Origin of the sequence: Micromonospora sp. WMMA1996, from assembly GCF_002573675.1 — a bacterium.
Classification (GTDB): domain Bacteria; phylum Actinomycetota; class Actinomycetes; order Mycobacteriales; family Micromonosporaceae; genus Micromonospora; species Micromonospora sediminicola.
In genome coordinates this window covers 156,537-180,573 of record NZ_PDHU01000003.1, presented here as the reverse complement: position 1 = coordinate 180,573, position 24,037 = coordinate 156,537, and the positions used below count along the sequence as shown (strand labels likewise).

Here is a 24,037-nt window from a genome sequence, read left to right as displayed (position 1 = left end):
AGAGGCACCACCCATGCGTCGCGCGCTCCTCGCGATCACCGGCCTGGCCGCCGGCACCACCGCGCTGGTGGTGCTCAAGGGCGCCCCGGGCACCGGTCAGGCCGCCCAGGACCTGCCGGCCGCGCTGGCCCCGGCCGCCCCGGGCGGCTCGCCCGCGCCCGGCGGGCCGACCCCCACCGCGCCCGGCGCGGTGACACCCTCGGCCGCGCCGAGCGCGTCGGCGAAGCCCAGCGCCAAGCCCTCCGCCGACCGGAAGCCGGCCAGCCGGGGCGGCACCCGGACCAGCAGCGCCCCGGCCGCGCCGAGGACCACCACCAAGGCGCCCGCGCCCACCACCCGCACGGTGACCGGCCGGTCGGTCAGCTACGAGTACGGTTCGCTCCAGGTGAAGATCACGCTGAGCGGCAGCCGGATCGTCGACGCCACCGCGATCGGCATGCCGCTGGGCGGGCAGTCCGGTCAGCGCAGCGACGACGTGCAGGCGCGCTACAGCGGCAGCTCGGGTGAGGTGGTGGCGAAGCAGAGCGCGAACCTGAGCACCGTCTCCGGCGCCACCTACACCAGCACCGCCTACAAGCAGTCGCTCCAGTCCGCGATCGACAAGGCCTAGTTTGGCCGCCGCCGGTCGGCCCGGGCTGCGTCGGGTCGAGCAGATCATGGGTACGGCGATCAGCCTCGACCTGGCCGACGAACTGCCCGCCGCCGTCCTGCACGAGTTGGCCGAGGACACGTTCGACTGGCTGCGCGAGGTGGACGCGCGGTTCAGCACCTACCGGGACGACAGCGAGGTGTGCCGGCTGGACCGGGGCGAGTTGGCGTTGGCCGACGCCTCCGACCACCTGCGGGCCGTGCTCGAGTGCTGCGCCGACCTGTGGACCGCCACTGACGGCTTCTTCGACGCGTACGCGACCGGGCGGCTGGACCCGTCCGGCTACGTCAAGGGCTGGGCGGCGCAGGTGGCGTCGGACCGGCTGCTGGCCGCCGGCGCCCCGAACCACTGCGTGAACGCCGGCGGTGACGTGCGGGCACGCGGCCACACGGCCACCGGTGAGCCGTGGCGGATCGGCGTGCGGCATCCCTGGGACCCGGCGGCGACCTGCCTGGTGCTGACCGGCACCGACCTCGCAGTCGCCACGTCCGGGGTCTACGAGCGCGGTCACCACGTGGTCGACCCGCGCCGGGGGACGCCCGCGGTCGGACTGCGCTCGGTCACCGTGGTCGGCCCGGACCTGGGGCTGGCGGACGCCTACGCCACCGCCGCCGTCGCCATGGGTGAACCCGGCATCGCCTGGCTGGACCGCCTACCGACCCCCTGGCAGCACGCCGTTGTCACCGACACCGCCCGCCTCCTCCACTCCCGCACCCTCCCGGTGACCCCCTGACGGGGACGGGGGCTCAGCGGAGGGGGCGGTGGAGGATGGCGGGGCGGGAGCCCGGCGGTCGGGGGCGGCCGGGGCGGGCGCCTCGGGGGCGGGTGAAGCCCCACGGGTGGGGGCGGCGGCGGTGCCGCGGTGGCTCGGTGCCGCCGGTGTGGCGGGCCGCGTCGTCCCTGGACATCGTCAAACCCCCGCTCTGGCGCGTGCGCGCCCTCGGCAGGCTCAACGAGTGCGGTGCCGGGGAGGTCGCTGTCGGGCAGTTGTCCCGGCTCAGCGGCCTCGGCGAGGCAGGGGGAGGTGGCCGGGGAGCAGGTCCGGGGTGAGCGTCACCCCGGCGGCCCGTAACGCGGCGATCAGCGCGTTCTGCACCAGGTAGGAGTCGGGGAGCTGCCACCGGGCCTGCTCCGGCGCGACCGCCCAGCGCACGGTCCCCTCCGGCAGCCGGGTCGGCGGCGCCGGGATCCACGAGCCGGGGCCGTGCCGCACCACGTGGAAGCAGTGTTCCAGCTCCGGCCGGAGCGGGTCGCCGGGGCGGACCAGGAACATCCAGCGGCCGGTCGGGGTGACCAGCACCGGCCCTCGTACGCCGAGACCGGCCGGGTGGGTGGCGACCGTGTCCAGCACCCGCCGGCCGAGGTGGGCGGCGACCTCCAGCACGTCGAACGCGTGTCCGGTGGGCAGCAGCACCCCGTGCGGGCGGTCCCGCCACCAGGTGGCCACCCGGGCCGGGTCGGCGCTGGCCGCGCGCTCCCAGTCCTCCAGGGCGGGGTGGCAGCCCACCGTGGGACAGCCGGCCCGCCCGCAGACGAAGCGGCTGTTGGCCAGGCAGGCGCCCGGGGTGACCGGCCAACCGTGCAGCGCGTACCGGACGGCGACCCGGCGCAGCCGGACCCGCTCCAGCGGCGACAGGTGAGCGACGCGCGGTCGGACGTTCCCCCACATGTGTGCCATCCCCTCTCGCCCCGCCGAACCGTCCACATGCCACACGTCGAAAGCCGTCACTGCCGTAACCCACGTTCGTTGAGCTGACGAACGGCCGGTGCAACTTGCACGAAAACTACGAGAATTGGCTGGACGGCTGACGCACAACCTGTGCGACCAGGGCAAACCTGATGGACGTGGGGGGACCGGCCGGCGCCGTGAGGGGGAGGGAGCAGGGATGGACGAACTACCCATAGGCCGGCGGGTGGCGTACTGGCGGAGTCGCCGCAAGATGTCCCAGCAGGTCTTCGCCGACCGGCTCGGCAAGTCCAAGAGCTGGGTGGACAAGGTGGAGCGCGGCGTCCGCCGGCTGGACAAGTTCTCGGTCCTCTACGAGATCGCCGACATTCTCCAGATCGACGTGCAACTGCTGCACGGCAAGGACCCGGAGCGGCGCACCGACGCGCTCAACTGCATCGACCAGGTCGAGGTCGAGGAGATCCGCACCGCCCTGGAGCGGTACGACTCGATGAGCGCCTACTTCGACGCCGCGCCCTACCCGCCGCCGCTGGCCGACATGCACAAGGCGGTCAACCACGCCTGGCTCACCTACCAGTACGGCCGCTACGGCATGCTCACCCGCGCGCTGCCCAAGCTGCTGCGCGACGCCCAGGCGGCCGACGCCGGCTACGGCGGCGACGACCAGGCCCGGGAGGCCGCCCACCTGCTCGGGCAGGTCTACCAGATCGCCTCCTCGGTGCTGCGCAAGCTCGGCGAGTGCGACCTGGCCTGGCTGGCCGCAGACCGGTCCATGGCGGTGGCCCAGCGGGCCGACGACCCGCTGCTCGCCGGCATCGCCACCACCCGGGTCTGCAACGCCCTCGTCGCGATGGGCCGCCCCCGCCCGGCGCTCGAGCTCAACGTGCGGATCGCCAACCGGCTCGCCCCCGGCGGCGACAACGACGTCCGGCCCGAGCGCCTGTCCGTCTACGGCATGCTGCTGCTCCAGGGCGCGATGGCCGCCGCCCGGATCGGCGACTCGGCGACGGTCGACGACCTGCTCACCGGCGCGGGGGAGGCGGCCACCCTGCTCGGCGCCGACCACAACCACTACTGGACGTCGTTCGGCCCGACCAACCTGGAGCTGCACCGGGCCGCCGCGGCCGTCGAACTGGGCGACGGCGGCCGGGCCGTGGAGACGCACCACCGGCTGGCCGAGCCCGCGTTCAACGCGCTGCTGCCCGAGCGGCGCGCGCACCACCTGCTCGACCTGGCCCGGGGCTACGCCCAGATCGGCGACGTCGCCAACGCCGGCGACATGCTGCTGCGGGGCGACCGGCTCGCGCCCTCCGAGATCCGTTGCCGGCCCATCGCCCACGAGGTGATGTCGGACGTGCTCCGTCGCACACGGGGTGCGCCGCCTCCGCCCATCGCGGAGTTGGCTGAGCACATGGGAGTAGGAGTATGAGCGCGGGTCGGGTCGGATGAGCGGTCCGCACACCAGCAACGGGCACCGCCGGGTGCTCTACGTCATCGCCTGCGGCTCGCCGCTGGCCCGTCACGTCGGCCGGCTGGTCGACCTCGCCCAGCGGGACGGCTGGACGGTCTGTGTGGTCACCACGCCGGACGGCGCGAAGTTCGTCGACCGGACGGCGCTGGCCCGGCAGACCGGCCACCCGGTCCGGACGCACTACAAGAACCCGGGCGACCCGGACGTGCTGCCCCCGGCCGACGCGATCCTGGTCTGTCCGGCGACGGTCAACACGGTCAACAAGTGGGCGGTGGGCATCACCGACACGCTGGCGCTCGGCCTGCTGGTCGAGGCGCAGGGCCTCGGCGTGCCGATCGCGGCCGTCCCGTACACCAACGAGGCGATGGCCGGGCACCCGGCGTTCCGGGCGAGCCTGGCCCGCCTCGGCGAGTGGGGCGTGCGGGTGGTCTTCGGCGACCACGTCGTCCGCCTGCACCCGCCGGGCACCGGTGAGCGGCACCTGGACGCCTTCCCCTGGGACGCCGGCCTGGCCGCCCTGGACGGCGCGGCGCGGCCGGTCGCCCCGGTCGGCTGACGGGTGGGCGCGGGGCCCGTCGACGTCCGACGGCCCCGCGCCACCGCGGTGGGCGTGTCCCCGGCCGGACGCCGGTAAGCTGGCCCGCCGTGAGCACAACCGGATCGCCGCCCACCGTCGCCGACGTGGTGGCCGCCCTGGACCGCCGCTACCCGCCGGCCTGGGCCGAGGAGTGGGACCGGGTCGGCCTGGTGCTGGGCGAGCCCGACCACCCGGTGCGCCGCGTCGCCTGCGTGGTCGACGTGGTCCCCGAAACGGTCGACGAGGCGCTCGCCGCCGGCGCCGACATGATCGTCGCGCACCACCCGCTGCTGCTGCGCGGCGTCTCGTCGGTGGCCGCGACCACGTACAAGGGCCGGATCGTGCACCGGTTGATCAAGGCCGACGTCGCCCTGTACGTGGCGCACACCAACGCCGACGTGGCCGCCCCCGGGGTGTCCGACGCCCTGGCCGCCCGGTTCGGGCTGACCGGGCTGCGCCCGCTGCACCCGCCCCGCCCCGGTTCGCCCGCCGACGGGCCCGGCCGGGGCATCGGCCGCATCGGCGAGCTGCCCGCCCCGACGACCCTCGCCGAGCTGACCCGGCGGGCCGCCGAGGTGCTCCCGGTCACCGCCTGGGGAGTTCGCGCCGCGGGTGATCCCGGGCGTATGGTTCGTACCCTCGCCGTCAGCGGTGGCTCGGGGGACAGCTTCCTCGCCGAGGCGACCGCGGCCGGGGTGGACGCGTTCCTCACCGCGGACCTGCGCCACCATCCGGCCGGCGAGCACCTCGCCGCCGGCGGCCCGGCCCTGCTGGACGCCGCCCACTGGGCGACCGAACGACCCTGGCTGGACGACCTGGCCGCCCACCTGCGGGACGAGCTGGGCGTCGAGGCCGTGGTGTCCGACCTGGACACCGACCCGTGGACCGTGCACGCCGCCGCGCCCCGACCGGACGACAAGGAGCCCCGACCGTGAAGGCTGACCCGAAGGTGCAGCGTCGCCTGCTCGACCTGCAGGCGATCGACACCACCCTGGCCCAGCTCGCGCACCGCCGCCGGAGCCTGCCGGAGCGGGCCGAGCTGGAGGCGCTCGCGCGGGAGCTGTCCGCGCTGGAGGACGAGCGGGTCCGCGCCCAGGTGGCCGTCGACGACCTGGACCGGGACATCGCCCGGCTGGAGAAGGACGTCGACCAGGTGCGGGCGCGCAAGAGCAAGGACGAGGCCCGGCTGGCCTCGGGCAGCGGCCCGGCCCGGGAGCTGGAGGCGCTCCAGCACGAGCTGGTCTCGCTCAACCGCCGGCAGAGCGACCTGGAGGACGCCGAGCTGGAGCTGATGGAGCAGCGGGAGACCGCGCAGGGCGTGCTCGACGGCATCGAGGGCCGGATCGCCGACGCCCGGGAGCGCCGGGCCGCGGCCGAGCAGCGCCGCGACGACGCGCTGGCCGAGATCGCCAAGGAGGAGGAGTTCAAGCGCACCTCCCGCCAGCCGCTCGCCGGTGACCTGCCGCCGGACCTGGTCACCCTCTACGACAAGATCCGCGAGGACACCGGGCTGGGCGCGGCGCTGCTCACCGGGGGCCGCTGCGGCGGCTGCCGGCTGGAGCTCTCCGGCGCCGACCTGGCCCGCATCCGCAAGGCCGACCCGGACGACGTGGTCCGCTGCGAGGAGTGCCGCCGGATCATGGTCCGGACGAACGAGTCGGGGCTGTAGCCGCCGTGGCGGTGCGCGCGGTCGTGATCGAGGCCGACGGCGGTTCCCGGGGCAACCCGGGGCCGGCCGGCTACGGCGCGGTGGTCCGGGACCCGGAGACCGGCGAGGTGCTGGCCGAGCGGTCGGCGTCGATCGGCACGGCGACGAACAACGTGGCCGAGTACCGGGGCCTGATCGCGGGGCTGGAGGCCGCCGCCGAGCTGGGCGCGGTCGAGGTCGAGGCGCGGATGGACTCCAAGCTCGTGGTCGAGCAGATGTGCGGCCGCTGGCAGATCAAGCACCCCGGGCTGCGCCCGCTCGCGGCCCAGGCCGCCGGGCTGGTCGGCCGGTTCGCCGCCGTACGCTTCGTCTGGGTGCCCCGCGAGCGCAACCGGCACGCCGACGCCCTGGCCAACGCGGCGATGGACGCGGCGGCCGCCGGCGCGCCGGCCGAGGCCGCGGCGACGCCGCCGCCCGCCGCGACGGTGGCCCGGGCCACCGGCACCGACCCGGCCACCACCCCCGCCTCCTGGGAGCCCCGCCCGACCGAGGAGGGCACCCGGCTGATCCTGGTGCGGCACGGGGAGACCGAGCGCACCGTGCAGAAGCGCTACTCCGGCCGGGGCGACGTGCCGCTGACCGAGCGCGGGCGGGCGCAGGCCGCGGCCACCGCCGCCCGGGTGGCCGAGCTGGCGCCGTCCGTCGCGGCCGTGGTCAGCTCGCCGCTGTCCCGGTGTGTGGCCACCGCCGAGGCGGTCGCCGCGCGGGTCGGCGACCCACCGGTACGCACCGACGACGACCTGATCGAGTGCGACTTCGGGATCTGGGAGGGACGCACCTTCGCCGAGGTACGCCAGGGCTGGCCGGGCGAACTGGACGCGTGGCTCGCCTCGACCCGGGTCGCTCCGCCGCAGGGCGAGTCGTTCACCCAGGTCGCCGAGCGGACCGGACGCGCGGTGGACCGGCTGCGGTCGGCGTACCCGGGGGAGACCGTGGTGGTCGTCTCCCACGTCTCGCCGATCAAGCTGGTGCTGCGCGACGCCCTCGCCGCCGGCGACGCGTTCCTGCACCGGCTCTACCTGGACACCGCGGGCGTCTCGGTCCTCGACCTGTACCCGGACGGCGGCGTCGCGGTCCGCCTCGTCAACGACACCGCGCACCTGCGGAACCTCTGAGCCCCGGGCGGCCGTTCGGCGCACGCCGGCGGCCGCTCGGCGCATCGGCGTCGGTCTGTCGAACGTGACCGCGCTCACAGGGTCGTAGCCTCCGGCCGTCACATGGCCCGCTACGACTGCCCGGAGGGTGTCACATGGCCACACCGGAACCGGAGGCGCTGGACACGGCGCGATCCAGGGCGAAGGACAAGAGTCCCTGGAACTGGTTGCTCTTCATCCCGATCGTGGTGCCGCTGATCCCGGCCTTCTTCAACGCGGACTCGCCCCGGCTGTTCGGGTTCCCGCGCTTCTACTGGCTGCAACTGGCCTGGATCCTGCTGGGCGTCGGCACCACCACGCTGGTCTACCAGATGACCAAGAAGAAGCGGGGTGACCGCTGATGTGGCGCGACCACCTCACCGAGATCATCGTCTTCTCGCTGCTGTTCCTCCTGGTCAGCGCCATGGGTTTCGTGGCGGCCCGGTGGCGGCGACCGCAGGACATGGCCCACCTCGACGAGTGGGGTCTGGGCGGGCGCAGCTTCGGCGGCTGGATCACCTGGTTCCTGGTCGGCGGTGACCTCTACACCGCGTACACGTTCGTGGCGGTGCCGGCGCTGATCTTCGGGGCGGGCGCGGCCGGCTTCTTCGCCGTGCCGTACACGATCGTGATCTACCCGCTGGTGTTCCTGGTGCTCTGCCGGCTCTGGTCGGTCTCGCACCGGCACGGCTTCGTCACCCCGGCCGACTTCGTGCGCAACCGGTTCGGCTCGCCGATCCTGGCGCTGCTGGTGGCGATCACCGGCATCGTCGCCACCATGCCGTACATCGCGCTGCAACTGGTCGGCATCGAGGCGGTGCTCAAGACCATGGGCGTCACCGGCGACAGCGCGCTGGCCCGGCACCTGCCGATCATCATCGCGTTCGCCATCCTGGCCGCCTACACCTACCAGTCCGGGCTGCGCGCGCCGGCGCTGATCGCCTTCGTCAAGGACTCGCTGATCTACGTGGTGATCCTGGTGGCGGTCGTCTACCTGCCCTACAAGCTGGGCGGCTGGGGCAGCATCTTCGACGCCGCGGACGCCAAGTTCCAGGGCACGGCCAACAATCCCAACGACGGCATCCTGCTCAACGCCAACAACCAGCTCCAGTACGTGACGCTGGCGTTCGGCTCGGCGCTGGCGCTCTTCCTCTACCCGCACAGCATCACCGGCGTGCTGGCCAGCCGGAACCGGGACGTGATCAAGCGGAACATGTCCGCGCTGCCGGCGTACAGCCTGTTGCTCGGGCTGATCGCGCTGCTCGGCTACATGGCCATCGCGGCGAACGTGAAGCCGTTGCCCGGCGCGAAGGAGGGCAGCGTCGACGGCAACACGGTGGTGCCGCTGCTGTTCGACCAGCAGTTCCCGGACTGGTTCGCCGGTGTGGCGTACGCGGCCATCGGCATCGGCGCGCTGGTGCCGGCGGCGATCATGTCGATCGCGGCGGCGAACCTGTTCACCCGCAACATCTACAAGGAGTACCTGAAGCGGGACGCGACGCCGGCCCAGGAGGCCAACGTCTCGAAGATCACCTCGCTGGTGGTGAAGGTCGGCGCGGTGGCCTGCATCGTCTTCCTCGACCCGCAGTTCTCCATCGACCTCCAGCTCATCGGCGGCGTGATCATCCTGCAGACGCTGCCGGCGGTGGCGCTGGGCCTCTACACCCGCTGGTTCCACCGGGGCGCGCTGATCGCCGGCTGGGTGGCCGGCATGGGCCTGGGCATGTGGATGCTCTACCAGATCGGCAACCCAGCGACCGGGAAGAAGCACTTCGCCGGGTCGGCCTTCCCGCTCTCCGAGTTCGGCTTCGACACCAAGAAGACGATCTACGTGGGGATCGTGGCGGTGCTGGTGAACCTGGTGGTGGCCGCGCTGGGCACGCTGGTGCTGCGGGCGGCGAAGGTGGCCGACGGGCCGGACGGCACCACGCCGGACGACTACTTCGCCGACGAGGGGGACCCGCGGGTCACCACCTCCGCCGACAGCGCCGACTCCGCGCGCGAGCCGGTCGCATGAAAGGAGGGGCCCCCTCTTAACGCATTCCGTAGAGGAGGGGGCCCCTCTTAACAACCGCCTCAGCGGCGGCGGTTTCGCGCGTCGAGCGCCTCGTTGAGGCGGTGCAGCAGCTCCGCCAGGGTGTCCCGGTCCGCCTCGGACCAGGAGGCCAGCATCTCGCCGTAGAGCCGGGTGCGGGCGGCCCGCACGGCCGCCATCCGCTGGAGCCCGGCCGCCGTCGCGGAGATCACCGTGCCGCGCCCGTCGGCCGGGTCGGGGGTACGCGCGATCAGGCCGTCGCGCTGGAGCGCGGAGACCTGCCGGGTGACCGTGGACCCGTCCAGGTTGAGCCGGGCGGCCAGCGCCGAGACGTTCTGCGGCCCGGCCTGGTCGAGGTGGCGCAGGATCACGTACGCGGCGCGGTCGAGCAGCCGGTGCTCCATGGTGCCGGTGCCCCGCCGGGTCGCCTCGCCCAGTCGCATCAGCAGCGCGACCTCGGATTCGATCCGGCCGAGTGTGACCTCTTTCGCGTGGGCGTCGTCGCTCATAGCTGTATGATACAAGGAAATTACCTGTACGATACAGCTATCTGGGGAGGTTGCGGAGTGGATCGCCGATCCGAGCCCAACCGCAGTGCCATCTACGCCACCACGCTCGTGGCGTTCCTCGCCATCGCCGGCATCGCCGTGGTGGACCCGATCCTGCCCGCCATCGGCGAGGCGATCGGCGTCACCGCCTGGCAGGTCGAGCTGCTCTTCACCGCGTACATCGCGGTCATGGCCGTCGGCATGATCCCGGCCACCCTGGCCAGCGGAAAGTTCGGCTTCAAACCGGTGCTGATCACCGGCGTCTCGGTGGTCGGCCTGGCCGCCATTCTCGCCTCGTTCAGCAACGACATCGTCCAGCTCTCCGTGCTGCGCGGCGTCTGGGGCCTGGGCAACGCGATGTTCTTCGCCACCGCCATGGTGGTGCTGGTCAACCTCGCCAACGACCGGGAGTGGGTGGTCGGCCTCTTCGAGACCGCGCTCGGCCTCGGCTTCGCCGTCGGCCCGCTCATCGGCGGTCTGCTCGGCGAGGTGAGCTGGCGGCTGCCGTTCTTCGTCTGCGGCGTGTTCATGGTCCTCGCGCTCGGCGTCGCCGCCCGCAAGCTCCGCGAACCCACGAACAAGCAGGCTCCGGTACGCGTGGGCCAGATCTTCGCCACCTACCGCCGGCCGGCGTTCATCACGCTCTGCGTGGTCACCGCCGCGTACAACTTCGTCTTCTTCGTGGTGCTCGGCTACACGCCGCTGTTCCTGCGCCTCGACGTCATCCCGCTGGGCCTGGCGTTCACCGGCTGGGGCCTCGGCCTCGCCGCCGGCATCCTGCTGATCGGGCACCGGCTGGCCCACCGCATCGGCGCGGTGCAGACCGTCGGTGTGGCCATCGTCGGCCTGCTGGCCTGCATGGTGCTGTTCGCCACCAGCACCGGCACCGCCATGTCGCTCGTCGTCCTGGTCGTCGCCGGCCTGTTCATGGGCCTGGCCAACGCCAACCTCACCGACCTGGCGCTCGGCCTCGGCTCCGCCGACCGCCGCATCGCCACCGGCGCGTTCAACCTGGTCCGCTGGGGCGCCGCGGCGCCCGCCCCGATCATCTCCGGCAAGCTGGCCGAACACGGCCTGGCGCTGCCGTTCTGGGTCGGCTTCGGGGTGCTCGCCGTCGGCGTGCTGGTCTACCTCGGCTTCGGCCACCTGATGGCCGCCGGCTACGGCGAGCGGGTGGTGTGGAACCGGGCCGCCCGCACCGCCGAGCACGCCCCGGAGGAGCCGGTGGGGGAGGCGTACTGACCGACCGTCAGGTCAGCGCGCGCCACAGCAGGTAGAGGCCGATGGTCGTGCCGAACAGCACGATGACCGTCTTCAGCACCACCGCCGGAAGCCGGCGGGCCAGCCGGGCGCCCGCGTACCCCCCGACCAGGGTGGCCGGCGCGACCACCGCGACGGCCACCCAGTTCACCGGGCCGAACAGGGCGAACACCACCAGCGTGGTCAGCCCCACCACGGCCGACAGCAGGTTCTTCACCGCCGTCACCCGGGCCAGCGTGGCGTCCAGCACCAGGGCCAACCCGGCCACCAGCATCACCCCGAGCGCCGCGCCGAAGTAGCCGCCGTACACCGCGCCGACCGCGACCATGACCTGCACGGTGACCGTACGGCGGCGCGGGCTCAGCTGCGCCGGATGACCCACCAGCCGGCGCAGCGGGTCCTGGAACGCCAGCACCGCCGTCGCGCCCAGCACCAGGAACGGCACCACCAGCTCGAACGCGCGGGCCGGGGTGGCCAGCAGCAGCACGCAACCGACCACCGTGCCCACCGCGGCGGTCGGCAGCAGCGACCACAGGGCCCGGCCGCGCGGCAGGTCCGCCCGGCTGCCCGCCACGCTGGCCAGGTAGCCCGGGAAGACGGACACGGAGTTGGTGACGTTGGCCGGCACCGGCGGCAGGCCGCTCGCGATCAGCGCCGGGAACGTGATCAGCGAGCCGCCGCCGGCGACCGCGTTCACCGTGCCCGCGGCGAGGCCGGCGGCGAGCAGCAGCGCGGCGTCGGAGAGATCCATGATCTCCGAGGCTAGTACGCCCCGGGCCGGGTCGCCTGCCTGGTTCGGGCTCGGGTTGCGCCAGGGTCCCGGCCGAGGTCCCGCGGCTGTGTCCACGTCCCGCGTTGCCGCAACCTCGGTGAACTCGCGGTCCGCCGTCGCGCCCGGGCCGGAAATGCGCGTGACGGGTGCGTCGTTAGGATGAGAGCGCGACGGACGAGTCGACCGGGCGGTCGCGTCGACGGGCTCCGGCCCGTCGCCGAGGAACGTCCGGACTCCACAGGGCAGGGTGGTTGCTAACGGCAACCCGGGGTGACCCGCGGGACAGTGCCACAGAAAACAGACCGCCGGCCCGTCACGGGACGGTAAGGGTGAAACGGTGGGGTAAGAGCCCACCAGCACCCCGGGTGACCGGGGTGGCTCGGTAAACCCCACCCGGAGCAAGGCCAAGAAAGGGCCGTCACCGCAAGATGACGACCCGCGCAGACGCTTGAGGGCTGCCCGTCCGATGTCTGCGGGTAGGCCGCTGGAGCCTGCCGGCGACGGCAGGCCTAGATGGATGGCCGCCGCCGGCGCGTTCTCGGACGCGCCGGGCACAGAATCCGGCGTACAGGTCGACTCGTCCGTCGCCCTGTCGCCCCGGAGATCGCATCGCTACCGCCCTTCTCGGACGTGACCGCCAGTCCCTCCCATCAACCGATGTGCCGCTCGACGACCTCTCGTACCTGACGACGGAGGTCCGGGTGCTCGCCGCCGCTCATCCCCTCGGCCTCGAAGATCGCGTCGGTGAAGCCGTCCACCCCACCCGGAGGCGACTCGCGGAGCCGGCGCCTCTCCTCCGGTGGCAGGCAGAAGCCCAGCTTGACGCAGAGTTCGTCGAGGAGCCGGCGCACGTCGGACTCCCGGTCGTCACGGTGGCCCATGGAGGACAGCATGACGAACCCGGGACGTGGCCCTCCCTAGGGGGATCATGGGTGCTGCGCCGGATGTCGGACGGCGTGCCCGCCGCGCAGGATCGGAGGCATGAGCCTGCCCAGACCGCGCCGCCCGCTCCGGGACGCCGACGGCGTACGCCGGTTCCGGCTCTTCCTGGTCGCCGCCGTGCTCACCGTGGCGGTGACCCGGCTCTACCTGGCGGCCACCGGCTTCCCGCAGCTCGGCTCCGGCGACCTGCACGTGGCGCACCTGCTCTGGGGTGGGCTCGGCATGCTCGTCGCGCACCTGCTCCCGATGCTCTTCCTGGGCCGGGCGGTGCGTACCGCCGCCGCGGTGCTGGCCGGCGTGGGCTTCGGGCTGTTCATCGACGAGGTGGGGAAGTTCGTGACCCGGGACCACGACTACTTCTACGAGCCGGTCGCCGCGCTGATCCACGCCACGTTCCTCGCCGCCTGCGTGTTCGTGCTCCTCGTGGTGGGCCGTCGGCCGCCCACCGAGCGGGAACGGCGGGCCAACGCGGCCCAGGCCCTGGCGTACGCGGTGGCGGCGGGTGGCGTCCACCGGCCGGGCTTCCGGTGGCCGGACCGCCTGCGTACCCCTGTCGAGCTGATGTCGGGAACGACTCGGACGCCCGCGCTGGACCGCGCCACCGTGGTGGCGGTCGGGCTGCTCGCGGTGTTCTCGCTGGGCCGGCCGCTGGTGCTGTTGTCCCGTGAGCCAGGGCTGTGGCGCGGCGCCCACCTGGCGGCGGCGGTCGCCGCGCTGCTCGTCACCGCCGTCGGGCTGATCCGGTGGGCGGCGGGCCGGCGGGCGTCCGCGCTCGGGGCGCTCACGTCCGCCCTGGTGCTGCAGTTGGTCGTGGTGCAGTTCTTCTGGCTGCTCGACCACGAGTTCGCCGGCTTCGCGCTGGTGCTGGTCACGCTCGCCCTGCTCGGCCGCTGCCGGGGAATGGCCGCCCGGCAGCGGGCGGCGGGTGACGCGGACGGTCGGGTGCGGGTCGCGGCCTGAGTCGTCGGTGATATCAGCTCGACAGGCGGCGAGGACCGAGGTCCGTCCGCCCCGGCGGGATCGCCGACCGTCGGTCCCCCTCCGGGCGAGGGCACGGGTACGGGCCGGCGCCGGTCGCGCCGACCGCTGGGGCCGGCGCGACCGGCGCCGGTCAGGTCGTGGTCGGGGTGACGCCGTCGAGCAGGTCGGCCAGGCGGGCCGCGGTGGTCGGGGCGTGCAGGTGCAGCCGCGCCACGTTGATGCTGTCCGTGCCGACCACGGCGAGCAGGGCCTGCGGGCTCACCGCGTAGACGCTGAGATAGCCGCCCTCGTTGCGCACGGTGGACTGCTGGAAGTCGCCCTGGCCCAGCCGGAATCCGACCTGCCGGCCCAGCCCGAACATGGTGGCGGCCAGCGCCGCCAGGTCGTCCGGGTCGGCGCCGTTCTGCAGGTTGTGCGTGACGAGCAGCCCGTCGACGCCGCCGAGGACACAGCCGTGCACCCCGGGGATCTGCAGCCGCAGCGCCGACAGCTCCTGCCCGATGGCCGGGTACGGCAGGGTCGGGTTGCCGGCCAGCGAGGGCGGCAGCGTGCGCGGGGGTGGCAGCGCGCCGGCCCGGGCCGGCGTACGGCGGGGGAGGTCGTCCACCCGGCTCACAGCTCCAGGGTCTCCTCGATCACGCGCAGCTGATGCCGGGCCATCGCGAGGTTGGCCCGGCTCTTGCTCACCATCAGGTAGAGGAACAGTCCCTTGCCGGTGCGGTTGCTCAGTGGCCGGATCAGGTGGTACTGGCTGCCGAGCGTGATGAGGATGTCCTCGATCTCGTCGTCGAGCTTCAGCATCTCGATGGTGCGCAGCTTGGCCCGGACCACGTCGGTGTTGCCGGCGGCGGCGACGGTCAGGTCGATCTCGCCGGTGCCCCCGGCCACGCCGAGGGTCATGCCACTGGTGTAGTCGACGAGCGCGGCTCCGATCGCCCCGTCGATGCTCATCGCGTTCTTCAACGCGACGTCAAGATTGCCCACGGTTCTCTCCCCAGGTCTGACGGGATGCGCCGGCGGGCCCGCTCGCGGTGTCCGGCGGGGCTGACAGCCGACGTCTCCCGCGAATATGCTCCGTCGAGGCTTGCACAACGCCGTCCGCCCGGCACCGGCTCGGGCGATGATCCACCGAAGCGGAGCCCCCGGCTCGGCCGCCGGTCCCGTAAGTGGGACTCACCGTCGGATGGTCGATCCTGCCTCCTGCTGCTAGAGCGGGGACGTGTCGTCCCGCGTACCCCGTCTTCCGTCGTTCCCCGTCGCGACCGCCACGACCAGGTCTAATGTGGAGAGGGCGACGACTATTTGTGGCGTTCCGGTGGCGGCCGGGCGGTTCCCGGTGCACAGTGATCGCATGAGCGACGACGGAAGTGGTGGGCACTACTACTGGTGCACGCGACACCACCGGGTCGAGACCGATGCCGACGTGTGCCCCGCGAAGCACGTTCTCGGACCGTACGCCTCAGCCGCCGACGCGGAGAACGCCCTGCAGCAGGTGCGGGAGCGTAACGAAGCGTGGGATGCCGAGGACGCCCGTTGGGCCGGGGAGGGCCGCTAGACGGCGCGGGAGGGCCCGCGTCGAGGTGATCCGTGCTCCGCGAGGGCGAGAGCACGTCCCCAGGAAAGGGAACCGAGATGGCCGAAGCACAGCAGGCCACCCGCCCGGCCGCGAAACGGACGACCGCGAAGAGGACCACCGCGGGCAGGACGACGACGGTCACCAAGGCGTCGCCGAACGCCTCGGGCGCCGGCGCCGGACGGACGCCGGCGAAGAAGGCGGTGGCGAAGAAGGCCGCCGCCAAGAAGGTCGTGTCGGCGGCGCGCAAGGCGCCGGCCACCAGGGCCACGGCAGCCAGGACGACCGCCAAGAAGACCGCGGCCAAGAAGACCGCCGGTCGGACGGCGCCGGCCACGAGGACCACCGCCAAGAGCGCGCCGGCCAAGAAGGCCACCGCGAAGAAGACGGCGGCGAAGAAGGCGCCCGCGAAGAAGACCACGACGGCGGCGAAGAAGACCACCGCGGCGAGGAAGACCACGGCGGCCACGAAGACCACGGCGGCCCGGAAGACGACCACCGCCCGGACGACCACCGCGAAGAAGGCGCCGGCGAAGAAGACCACCGCCGCGAAGAAGGCGCCGGCCAAGAAGACCACCGCCTCGACGCGCCCCGCGGCGCGCAAGACGGCGGCCAAGAAGGCCCCGGCGAAGAAGACCACCACCGCGCGCAAGACCACCGCCGCCAAGAAGACCACGGCGGCCAAGAAGGCGCCGGCCCGCAAGACCACCACGGCCAAGCGGACCACCACCGCCCGCAAGGCCCCGGCCCGCCGGGCCTGACCCCGACCGCTCACCCGCGCGGCGGGAGCTGACGCCGTCGCGCCGGTGAGCGGAACGTGCGGGGCGCTGTCAGGATTGACCGCGTGGTGATCCGACGCGTACTGGCGCCCCGCATCGACTTCGGCGCGCTGCGCCGCGAGCTGGGACTGCCCGAGAGCTTCCCGGCCGCGGCGCAGCGCGAGGCCGACACGGCGGCGGCCGCGCCGCCGCCGGCCGTCGCCGACCGCACCGACGTCCCGTTCGTCACGGTCGACCCGGCGACCTCGCGCGACCTCGACCAGGCGATGCACCTCGCCCGCCGTCCCGGTGGCGGCTACCGCGTGCGGTACGCGATCGCCGACGTGTTCACCCACGTACGCCCCCGCGGTGAGCTGGAGGCGGAGACGTGGCGCCGGGGCCAGACGGTCTACCTGCCGGACGGCAACGTGCCGCTGCACCCGCACACGCTCAGCGAGGGGGCGGCCAGCCTGCTGCCCGACGCCGACCGGGCCGCGGTGCTCTGGACCATCGACCTGGACGCCGACGGTGGCACGGTCGCGGTCACCCTGGAACGGGCCCTGGTGCGCAGCCGGGCGAAGCTCGACTACGGCGGGGTGCAACGCGACGCCGACGCCGGCCGGCTGCCCGAGCCGATCGCCCTGCTGCCCGAGATCGGGGCCCTGCTCACCACCCGTGGTCTGCACCGGGGCGCGATCAATCTGCCGCTGCCCGAGCAGGACGTCGAGCCCGACGGCGACGGCTGGCGGCTGGTGCTGCGCGGCCCCGGCGCGATGGAGGAACACAACGCCCAGATCTCGCTGCTGACCGGCATGGCCGCCGCCGACATCATGCTCGCCGGCCGGATCGGGCTGCTGCGGACGATGCCGCGTCCCCGCGCGGAGGCGGTCGAGCGGCTGCGGACCGCCGCCGGCCCGCTCGGCGTGCCGTGGCCGGACGGTGTCCCGGTCGGTCAGGTGCTCGCCGGGCTGGACGCGTCGCGACCCCGGGCCGCCGCCTTCGTCGACCAGGCCGCCGAGCTGATGCGCGGGGCCGCGTACACCGCCTTCGACGGTGCGGTGCCCGAGCAGCCCGAGCACGGCGGGGTGGCCGCCGCGTACGCGCACGTCACCGCGCCGCTGCGCCGGCTCGCCGACCGCTACGCCACCGAGGCGTGCCTGGCCCTGCACGAGGGCCGGGAGGTGCCCGAGCACGTCCGGGCCGCGTTGCCGAAGCTGCCGGAGGTGATGGCGACGACCGACCGTACCGCCGGCGCGGCCACCCGGGGCGCGATCGAGCTGGCCGAGGCGGTGCTGCTGGCGCACCGGGTGGGGGAGACGTTCGAGGCGGCGGTGCTGGACGTGGACGAGCCGCGCCCGGCGGGCAACGGCCGCGCCGGCCGGCCGCCCGGCGGCACTGTCGCGCTGGACGAGCCGCCGGTGCGGGCCCGCTGCGTCGGCGACCTGCCGCTGGGAGAGCGCGTCCGGGTCCGGCTGACCGTGGCTGACCCGGTGGAGCGCAAGGTCGCCTTCGAACGCGCCTGACCGGCGGTGGATGTCCCGCACCCGACCCGGCGACCGGGGCGGGGATTGTCACAGCGCCTCGACGCGCCGACGCCGGGCACCCTTTGCGAGGATGACCGCATGGCTTACGACGCGACCACGCTGCCCGACGTCTCCGGGCTGACCGTCGGCATCATCGGTGGCACCGGCGACCAGGGGCGGGGACTCGCCTACCGGTTCGCCCGGGCCGGGCAGACCGTGCTGATCGGCTCCCGCGCCGCCGACCGGGCCGCCCAGGCCGCCGCCGAGATCGCCGCCCTGCCCGGGATGCCGGCCGGCGCGACGGTCACCGGTGCCGACAACGACGAGGTCGCCCGGCGCAGCGACGTGGTGATCGTGGCGGTGCCGTGGGACGGGCACGCCGCCACCGTCGCCGCGCTCGCCGAGCCGCTGGCTGGCAAGATCGTCGTGGACTGCGTCAACCCGCTCGGCTTCGACAAGCAGGGCCCGTACGCGCTCACCGTGGCCGAGGGCAGCGCCGTGCAGCAGGCCGCCGCGCTGCTGCCCGACTCCCGGGTCTGCGCCGCGTTCAACCACGTCAGCGCGCCGCTGCTGGCCGACCCGGAGGTCGACCGGATCGACCTCGACGTGCTGATCTGCACCGAGGACCGGGACCTGGTGGGCGTGGTCGCCGCGTTGGCCGCCCGGATCCCCGGGATGCGCGGCATCTACGCCGGCCGGCTGCGCAACGCCCACCAGATCGAGGCGTTCACCGCGAACCTGATCGCGATCAACAAGCGCTACAAGGCGCACGCCGGCATCCGGGTCACGGATCTCTGAGCGGCGCTTGTTAAGAAGGGGCCCCTCCTCTACGCCAGGCGTTAAGAAGGGGCCCTTCCTTACACCTCAGAAGGTGTGTTCGGGGGCGGGGAACTCGCCGCCGCGTACCTCGTCGGCGAACCGGCGGGTGGCGTCGGTGAGCGCGCCGGCCAGGTCGGCGTAACGCTTGACGAACCGGGGCGCCCGGCCGGTGCGCAGCCCGGCCATGTCCTGCCAGACCAGCACCTGACCGTCGGTGTCCGGGCCGGCGCCGATGCCGACGGTGGGGATGCGCAGCTCGCCGGTGACGCGCTTGGCCACCTCGCCCGGCACCATCTCCAGCACCACCGCGAACGCGCCCGCCTCGGCCACCGCCCGCGCGTCGGCGAGCACCTCCTCGGCGGTGTCGCCCCGGCCCTGCACGCGGTAGCCGCCGAGCGTGTGCTCGCTCTGCGGGGTGAAGCCGATGTGCGCCATCACCGGGATGCCGGCCCCGACGATCGCCTCGATCTGGGCGGCGCAGCGCCGGCCGCCCTCCAGCTTCACCGCGTGGCAGCCGCCCTCCTTCATGAACCGCACCGCGGTGCGCAGCGCCTGCGCCGGCCCCTCCTCGTAGGAGCCGAAGGGCAGGTCGCCGACGATCAGCGAGTGCCTCGTGGCCCGCACCACGGCGCGGACCAGCGGCAGCAGCTCCTCGGCGGTGACCGGCAGCGTGGTCTCGTAGCCGAAGACGTTGTTCGCCGCCGAGTCGCCGACCAGCAGCACCGGGATCCCCGCCTGGTCGAAGATCGAGGCGGTGTACTGGTCGTACGAGGTGAGCATGGCCCACCGCTCGCCGCGCTCCTTGGCGGCGATCAGGTCACGGGTGCGGATCCGCCGGGTGGCCGGCCCGCCGTAGAGGGCGGTCACCTCGGTCGGGGTGGACTCCACCATGACAATCTCCTTCCTCGAGGCCGCGCGCGCGGTCCCCGGGTTCCCCGCGATCGTCGCACCGGGCGGCCGGTCGGGGGCAGGTCGGAGTGGAGGAATTCACTCCCGGCCGAGGCCCGCTCAGCCGTCCTCGCGCCAGCGGTTGGTGATCGGCAGTCGCCGGTCCCGCCCGAACGCCTTCATGGAGATCTTGGTGCCGGGCGCGGACTGCCGCCGCTTGTACTCGGCGGTATCCACCATCCGCAGCACCTTGTCCACCACCGCCGGGTCGTGGCCGGACTCGATCAGGCCGTCGCGGCCCAGGTCGCCGTCGACGTAGCCGATCAGGATCGGGTCGAGCACGTCGTAGTCGGGCAGCGTGTCGCTGTCGAGCTGGCCGGGGCTCAACTCGGCCGACGGCGGCTTGCCGATCGAGTTCTCCGGGATCGGCGGGGTCTCCCCGCGCCGGGCCGCGTCCGCGTTGCGCCACTTCGCCAGCCGCCAGACCAGCGTCTTCCACACGTCCTTGACCGGGTTGTAGCCGCCCACCGAGTCGCCGTAGAGCGTCGAGTAGCCCACCGCCAGCTCGCTCTTGTTGCCGGTGGTGAGGACCAGGTGGCCCTCCTGGTTCGACAGCGCCATCAGGATCACGCCGCGCACCCGGGCCTGGAGGTTCTCCACCGCCACGCCGGACAGCGACATGTTGGCCAGGAACGTGTCCACCATCGGCTGGATCGGCTCGACGCGGTAGTCGAGGCCGGTCCGCTTGGCCAGGTCCTCGGCGTCGGTGCGGGAGTGCTCGGAGGAGTGCTGGCTGGGCATCGAGACGCCGACCACCCGCTGCGGGCCGAGCGCGTCCACCGCGAGGGCCGCCGCCACCGCCGAGTCGATGCCGCCGGAGAGGCCGAGCACCACCGAGGGGAAGCGGTTCTTGTCCACGTAGTCGCGCAGCCCCAGCACCAGCGCCTGCCACACCTCGGCCTCGTCGGCGACCGGCTCGATGATCCCGCCGGTCGCCGCCTCACCCGTCGGCTCGGCCGGGATGCCGGAGACATCGTGGCGGACCAGCCGCATCCCGTCGGCCAGGTCGGTGGCGCCGCCGGTCGCCTCCGGCGCGGCGGGCAGCTCCACGTCGTGCACCAGCAGGTGCTCGACGAACTGCGGCGCCCGGGCCAGCAGCGTCCCGTCGGCGTCCACGATCAGCGAGTCGCCGTCGTAGACCAGCTCGTCCTGGCCGCCGACCATGTTCACGTACGCGATCGCCGCGCCCGCCTCGGCGGCGCGCCGGCGCACCAGCGGCAGCCGCGCGTCGTCCTTGTTCAGCTCGTACGGCGACCCGTTGATGCTCAGCACCAGCCCGACGCCGGCCTGCCGGGCCACCGCGAACGGGCCGCCGGCCTGCCACAGGTCCTCGCAGATGGTCAGCGCCACGTCGACCCCGCCGACGCGCACCACGGTCAGCGTGTCGCCGGGGACGAAGTAGCGGTCCTCGTCGAACACCCCGTAGTTGGGCAGGTGGTGCTTGAAGTAGGTGGCCACCACCTCGCCGCGGTGCAGCAGCGCCGCCGCGTTGCGGGCCCCCCGGCCCGGCTCGGCGTCGGAGCTGACCTGCGGCGGCCCGTCCGCGTCCAGGTAGCCGACCAGGACCGGCAGGTCGCCGAGTCCGTCGGCGGCCAGGTCGGCGGCGAGCCGGTGCAGCGCGGCCCGGGACGCGGCGACGAAGGACCGGCGGAAGACCAGGTCCTCGACCGGGTAGCCGGTCACCATCAGCTCGGGGAAGAGGGCCAGCTGGGCGCCGGAGTCGGCGGCCTTGCGGGTCCACGCGCGGACCCGCTCGGCGTTTCCGGTGAGGTCGCCGACCGTCGGGTTGACCTGGCACAGGGCGAGACGCAGGGTGGGCATGTCCCCATCTTCCCCCAGTCGTCCCGCCCCAGTCCCGCCGGTCGTGGGAGACGCGGGCCACCGCCCGCCCGGCGTCCCCCGGGGCGGGACACGGCAGGACGACCCGCCGGGGAAGGGCGTAACGTCGGCGTAACGAGGCCGGTGAAGACTGAGCGGTCAGCCGGGCCGGCCCGACCGGTGCAGGACGTACGTGTCACGAGGGGTGGATGTGGACCGTCAGCAGGAGTTCGTCCTCCGTACGCTGGAGGAGCGGGACATCCGTTTCGTCCGGCTGTGGTTCACCGACGTGCTCGGCACGCTGAAGAGCGTCTCGGTGGCCCCGGCGGAGCTGGAGGCGGCCTTCGAGGAGGGCATCGGCTTCGACGGCTCCGCCATCGAGGGCTTCGCCCGGGTCTTCGAGTCGGACATGGTGGCCATGCCCGACCCGACCACGTTCCAGGTGTTCCCGTTCGAGGGCGGGGTCAGCGGCGAGAGCGCGCGGATGTTCTGCGACATCCTGCTGCCCGACGGCAGCCCGTCCTGGGCCGACCCGCGCCACGTGCTGCGCCGGATGCTCTCCCGGGCGGCCGACAAGGGCTTCACCTTCTACACCCACCCCGAGATCGAGTTCTTTTTGCTGGAGAACGGCCCGCAGGACGGCTCGGTGCCCGTCCCGGTGGACACCGGCGGCTACTTCGAGCACACCACGCACGCCGTCGCCCGGGACTTCCGCCGCCAGGCCGTGCTGGCGCTGGAGCGGATCGGCATCTCGGTGGAGTTCAGCCACCACGAGGTCGCCCCGGGTCAGCAGGAGATCGACCTGCGCTACGCCGACGCGCTCACCACCGCCGACAACATCATGACGTTCCGGCACGTGGTGAAGGAGGTGGCGCTCTCCACCGGGGTGCAGGCCAGCTTCATGCCGAAGCCGTTCACCGACCAGCCGGGCAGCGGCATGCACACCCACCTGTCGCTGTTCGAGGGGGAGCGCAACGCGTTCCACGACGCCGGCGACCCGATGAAGCTGTCCAAGGTCGCCAAGTCGTTCATCGCCGGGCTGCTCACCCACGCCCGGGAATACACCGCGGTCACCAACCAGTGGGTCAACTCCTACAAGCGGCTGTTCCCGCAGGCCCTGCCGGACCGGATCACCGAGAGCCCGGCGTACGTCTGCTGGGGTCACCTGAACCGCTCCGCGCTGGTCCGGGTCCCGGCCTACGGCAAGCCGAACTCGGCCCGGGTCGAGGTGCGGTCGCTGGACTCGGCGACCAACCCCTACCTGGCGTTCGCGGTGATGCTCGGCGCCGGCCTCAAGGGCATCGAGGAGGGCTACGAGCTGCCCCCGGGCGCCGAGGACGACGTCTGGTCGCTGAGCAGCGCCGAGCGCCGCGCCATGGGCTACGAGGCGCTGCCGGAGAACCTGTCCGAGGCGATCGACGTGATGGCCGGTTCCGAGCTGGTCGCCGAGGTGCTCGGCGAGCACGTCTTCGACTTCTTCCTGCGCAACAAGCGGGCCGAGTGGGAGCAGTACCGCCGCGAGGTCACCCCCTACGAGCGGCAGCACTACCTCTCGCTCTAGATCACCGTGGCGCGGTGCCGCTATCGTCTGCGGCACCGCCCGCGCACCCGCGCCGGGCGAACGGAGCCGGGGAGGGCGTTCGGTGCTGGGAGACCTGCTCAACGGGGCGTGGCAGAGCATCGTGTTCGGGGTCGTCGGGGTGGGCCTGATGGCCGCCGGGTTCCTGCTGGTCGACCTGCTCACGCCGGGAAAGCTGCGGGAGCTGATCTGGACGCGCCGCAACGGCAACGCGGCGCTGCTGCTCGCCGCCAACCAGCTCGGCATCGCCGGCATCGTGTTCACCGCCGTGCTGACCAGCTACAGCTCCTTCGCCAAGGGGCTGGCCTCCACGGTGATCTTCGGGCTGGTCGGTCTGCTGGTGATGGCGCTGGCGTTCCTGGTGCTGGACCTGCTCACCCCGGGCAAGCTCGGTGACGTCATCGCCGCCGACGAGCCGCACCCGGCGGCCCGGGTCAGCGCCGCCACCCACTTCGGCGCCGCGCTGATCGTCTGCGCCTGCATCGCCTGACGGTTGTCGGACCCGGGGCATAGCGTCCGGGAGGTGAACCGCACCGACCGTCTCTACGCCCTGGTCGAGGAGCTGCGGGCGGTGTCGCCGCGCCCGCGCAGCGCGCGCTGGCTGGCCCACCGCTTCGAGGTCAGCACCCGCACCGTCGAGCGCGACATCAGCGCGTTGCAGGGCGCCGGGGTGCCGATCTGGGCCGAGCCGGGCCGCACCGGCGGCTACGTGGTCGACCGGGCGCGCACGCTGCCGCCGGTCAACCTGACCCCGGCCGAGGCGGTGGCGATGGCCGTCGCGCTGCACCGCCTCGGTGGCTCCCCGTTCGCCTCGGCGGCCGGGGCCGCGCTGCGCAAGCTGGTCGCGGTGATGCCGCCCGCCGCGGTGGCCGAGGCGCACCGGCTCGCCGGCCGGGTGCACCTGGTGGGCGACGGGCCGGGCACCCCCGTCCCGGCCGCCGTCGCCGACGCGGTCGCCGCCGGGCGCGTGCTGCGCCTGCGGTACGCCGACCGCGACGGCGCCGACTCGGCGCGCGACGTGGAGCCGCTGGCCTACCTGGGCAACGCGACGCACTGGTACCTGGTCGCCTGGTGCCGGCTGCGCGACGGGCTGCGGTGTTTCCGCACCGACCGCATCCGTTCGGTGCACCCGCTGGCCGAGCCGGTGACCCGGGAGCTGCGCCCCGACGACCTCGACCTCCCGGTCGACCGGGTCCGCCCGCTCACCCTGGTCTGAAACCCGACAGCGTTTCCGGTCCGGATGGGGGAGGCTGGCG

26 protein-coding genes and 1 other RNA gene are annotated in these 24,037 nt (G+C 73.5%); 19 read left to right on the top strand and 8 right to left on the bottom strand.

Features of this window, described 5'->3' with window-relative positions:
- The first annotated feature begins 13 nt into the window (after positions 1–13).
- Positions 14–610 carry an FMN-binding protein gene (locus COO58_RS20425; protein ID WP_098746779.1) on the top strand — a complete coding sequence of 199 codons (597 nt, stop codon included), beginning with the start codon at positions 14–16 and terminating at the stop codon, positions 608–610.
- A gap of 46 nt (positions 611–656) precedes the next feature.
- Entirely contained in the window at positions 657–1,382 is a 726-nt protein-coding gene (locus COO58_RS20420) for an FAD:protein FMN transferase (RefSeq protein WP_098747332.1), read from the top strand.
- A gap of 264 nt (positions 1,383–1,646) precedes the next feature.
- On the opposite strand, the gene COO58_RS20410 is transcribed toward COO58_RS20420, so the two are convergent.
- Entirely contained in the window at positions 1,647–2,318 is a 672-nt protein-coding gene (locus COO58_RS20410) for a bifunctional DNA primase/polymerase (protein WP_091572730.1), read from the bottom strand.
- A gap of 217 nt (positions 2,319–2,535) precedes the next feature.
- Here COO58_RS20410 and COO58_RS20405 point away from each other — a divergent pair, with 217 nt between their 5' ends.
- From COO58_RS20405 to mctP, 7 genes are all read left to right on the top strand, one after another.
- A complete protein-coding gene (locus COO58_RS20405; RefSeq protein WP_091572735.1) occupies positions 2,536–3,765 on the top strand; it encodes a helix-turn-helix domain-containing protein in 1,230 nt (409 codons plus the stop codon).
- A gap of 16 nt (positions 3,766–3,781) precedes the next feature.
- Positions 3,782–4,363: a flavoprotein gene (locus COO58_RS20400; RefSeq protein ID WP_098746778.1), complete on the top strand. Its 582-nt coding sequence runs from the start codon at positions 3,782–3,784 to the stop codon at positions 4,361–4,363.
- An 89-nt stretch (positions 4,364–4,452) separates the two neighbouring features.
- The gene (locus COO58_RS20395; RefSeq protein ID WP_098746776.1) at positions 4,453–5,319 is read left to right on the top strand and encodes a Nif3-like dinuclear metal center hexameric protein; all 867 of its coding nucleotides are present in this window, start codon (positions 4,453–4,455) and stop codon (positions 5,317–5,319) included.
- Positions 5,316–6,053, top strand: a complete 738-nt coding sequence (locus tag COO58_RS20390; protein WP_098746775.1) for a zinc ribbon domain-containing protein — start codon at positions 5,316–5,318, stop codon at positions 6,051–6,053. The genes COO58_RS20395 and COO58_RS20390 overlap by 4 nt, the downstream gene beginning before the upstream one ends.
- Positions 6,054–6,058: 5 nt before the next feature.
- Positions 6,059–7,207, top strand: coding sequence for a bifunctional RNase H/acid phosphatase (locus COO58_RS20385; protein ID WP_098746773.1), 1,149 nt, complete (start codon positions 6,059–6,061; stop codon positions 7,205–7,207).
- Positions 7,208–7,341: 134 nt separating this feature from the next.
- Positions 7,342–7,587: a DUF3311 domain-containing protein gene (locus COO58_RS20380; RefSeq protein ID WP_091572757.1), complete on the top strand. Its 246-nt coding sequence runs from the start codon at positions 7,342–7,344 to the stop codon at positions 7,585–7,587.
- On the top strand, positions 7,587–9,242 hold the full coding sequence (gene mctP, locus COO58_RS20375; protein ID WP_091572762.1) for a monocarboxylate uptake permease MctP: 1,656 nt from the start codon (positions 7,587–7,589) through the stop codon (positions 9,240–9,242). The genes COO58_RS20380 and mctP overlap by 1 nt, the downstream gene beginning before the upstream one ends.
- Before the next feature lie 59 nt (positions 9,243–9,301).
- Here mctP and COO58_RS20370 read toward each other — a convergent pair whose 3' ends face one another.
- Entirely contained in the window at positions 9,302–9,769 is a 468-nt protein-coding gene (locus COO58_RS20370; protein WP_098746772.1) for a MarR family winged helix-turn-helix transcriptional regulator, read from the bottom strand.
- 57 nt (positions 9,770–9,826) lie between these two features.
- Between COO58_RS20370 and COO58_RS20365 the strand changes: the two genes are divergently transcribed.
- Positions 9,827–11,050, top strand: coding sequence for an MFS transporter (locus tag COO58_RS20365; protein ID WP_098746770.1), 1,224 nt, complete (start codon positions 9,827–9,829; stop codon positions 11,048–11,050).
- A 7-nt stretch (positions 11,051–11,057) separates the two neighbouring features.
- Here COO58_RS20365 and COO58_RS20360 read toward each other — a convergent pair whose 3' ends face one another.
- Positions 11,058–11,819, bottom strand: coding sequence for a sulfite exporter TauE/SafE family protein (locus tag COO58_RS20360; protein WP_098746769.1), 762 nt, complete (start codon positions 11,817–11,819; stop codon positions 11,058–11,060).
- Between the two features lie 196 nt (positions 11,820–12,015).
- On the opposite strand from COO58_RS20360, the gene rnpB reads away from it, so the two are divergent.
- Positions 12,016–12,424, top strand: an RNA gene (gene rnpB / locus COO58_RS20355) — RNase P RNA component class A.
- A 66-nt stretch (positions 12,425–12,490) separates the two neighbouring features.
- On the opposite strand, the gene COO58_RS20350 is transcribed toward rnpB, so the two are convergent.
- Positions 12,491–12,721, bottom strand: coding sequence for a hypothetical protein (locus COO58_RS20350; RefSeq protein ID WP_091577133.1), 231 nt, complete (start codon positions 12,719–12,721; stop codon positions 12,491–12,493).
- 100 nt (positions 12,722–12,821) lie between these two features.
- On the opposite strand from COO58_RS20350, the gene COO58_RS20345 reads away from it, so the two are divergent.
- The gene (locus COO58_RS20345; protein ID WP_098746767.1) at positions 12,822–13,742 is read left to right on the top strand and encodes a hypothetical protein; all 921 of its coding nucleotides are present in this window, start codon (positions 12,822–12,824) and stop codon (positions 13,740–13,742) included.
- 151 nt (positions 13,743–13,893) lie between these two features.
- On the opposite strand, the gene COO58_RS20340 is transcribed toward COO58_RS20345, so the two are convergent.
- Positions 13,894–14,379 carry a roadblock/LC7 domain-containing protein gene (locus COO58_RS20340; RefSeq protein ID WP_098746766.1) on the bottom strand — a complete coding sequence of 162 codons (486 nt, stop codon included), beginning with the start codon at positions 14,377–14,379 and terminating at the stop codon, positions 13,894–13,896.
- A complete protein-coding gene (locus COO58_RS20335) occupies positions 14,376–14,747 on the bottom strand; it encodes a hypothetical protein (RefSeq protein ID WP_091572826.1) in 372 nt (123 codons plus the stop codon). Before COO58_RS20335 ends, COO58_RS20340 begins: the two co-directional genes overlap by 4 nt.
- Positions 14,748–15,114: 367 nt before the next feature.
- Here COO58_RS20335 and COO58_RS20330 point away from each other — a divergent pair, with 367 nt between their 5' ends.
- The 4 genes from COO58_RS20330 (at position 15,115) to npdG (ending at position 18,415) form a co-directional block, all read left to right on the top strand.
- Positions 15,115–15,318: a hypothetical protein gene (locus COO58_RS20330; RefSeq protein WP_098747330.1), complete on the top strand. Its 204-nt coding sequence runs from the start codon at positions 15,115–15,117 to the stop codon at positions 15,316–15,318.
- 77 nt (positions 15,319–15,395) lie between these two features.
- On the top strand, positions 15,396–16,097 hold the full coding sequence (locus COO58_RS20325) for a histone (RefSeq protein WP_255292729.1): 702 nt from the start codon (positions 15,396–15,398) through the stop codon (positions 16,095–16,097).
- 83 nt (positions 16,098–16,180) lie between these two features.
- Positions 16,181–17,617, top strand: a complete 1,437-nt coding sequence (locus COO58_RS20320) for an RNB domain-containing ribonuclease (RefSeq protein ID WP_091572833.1) — start codon at positions 16,181–16,183, stop codon at positions 17,615–17,617.
- 99 nt (positions 17,618–17,716) lie between these two features.
- Complete coding sequence (gene npdG / locus COO58_RS20315; protein WP_091572837.1) at positions 17,717–18,415, top strand: NADPH-dependent F420 reductase; 699 nt, start codon at positions 17,717–17,719, stop codon at positions 18,413–18,415.
- A 66-nt stretch (positions 18,416–18,481) separates the two neighbouring features.
- Here the strand turns inward: npdG and panB are convergent, their stop codons facing one another.
- Together panB and COO58_RS20305 are read right to left on the bottom strand one after the other, a co-directional pair.
- Entirely contained in the window at positions 18,482–19,327 is an 846-nt protein-coding gene (panB, locus tag COO58_RS20310) for a 3-methyl-2-oxobutanoate hydroxymethyltransferase (protein WP_091572840.1), read from the bottom strand.
- Between the two features lie 117 nt (positions 19,328–19,444).
- Positions 19,445–21,205 carry an NAD+ synthase gene (locus COO58_RS20305; RefSeq protein WP_098746762.1) on the bottom strand — a complete coding sequence of 587 codons (1,761 nt, stop codon included), beginning with the start codon at positions 21,203–21,205 and terminating at the stop codon, positions 19,445–19,447.
- 208 nt (positions 21,206–21,413) lie between these two features.
- Between COO58_RS20305 and glnA the strand changes: the two genes are divergently transcribed.
- From glnA to COO58_RS20290, 3 genes are all read left to right on the top strand, one after another.
- Entirely contained in the window at positions 21,414–22,763 is a 1,350-nt protein-coding gene (glnA, locus tag COO58_RS20300; protein WP_091572849.1) for a type I glutamate--ammonia ligase, read from the top strand.
- A gap of 82 nt (positions 22,764–22,845) precedes the next feature.
- Entirely contained in the window at positions 22,846–23,271 is a 426-nt protein-coding gene (locus tag COO58_RS20295) for a DUF350 domain-containing protein (protein WP_091572853.1), read from the top strand.
- Positions 23,272–23,304: 33 nt separating this feature from the next.
- Positions 23,305–23,997, top strand: coding sequence for a YafY family protein (locus COO58_RS20290; RefSeq protein ID WP_091572857.1), 693 nt, complete (start codon positions 23,305–23,307; stop codon positions 23,995–23,997).
- Positions 23,998–24,037: the final 40 nt, after the last annotated feature.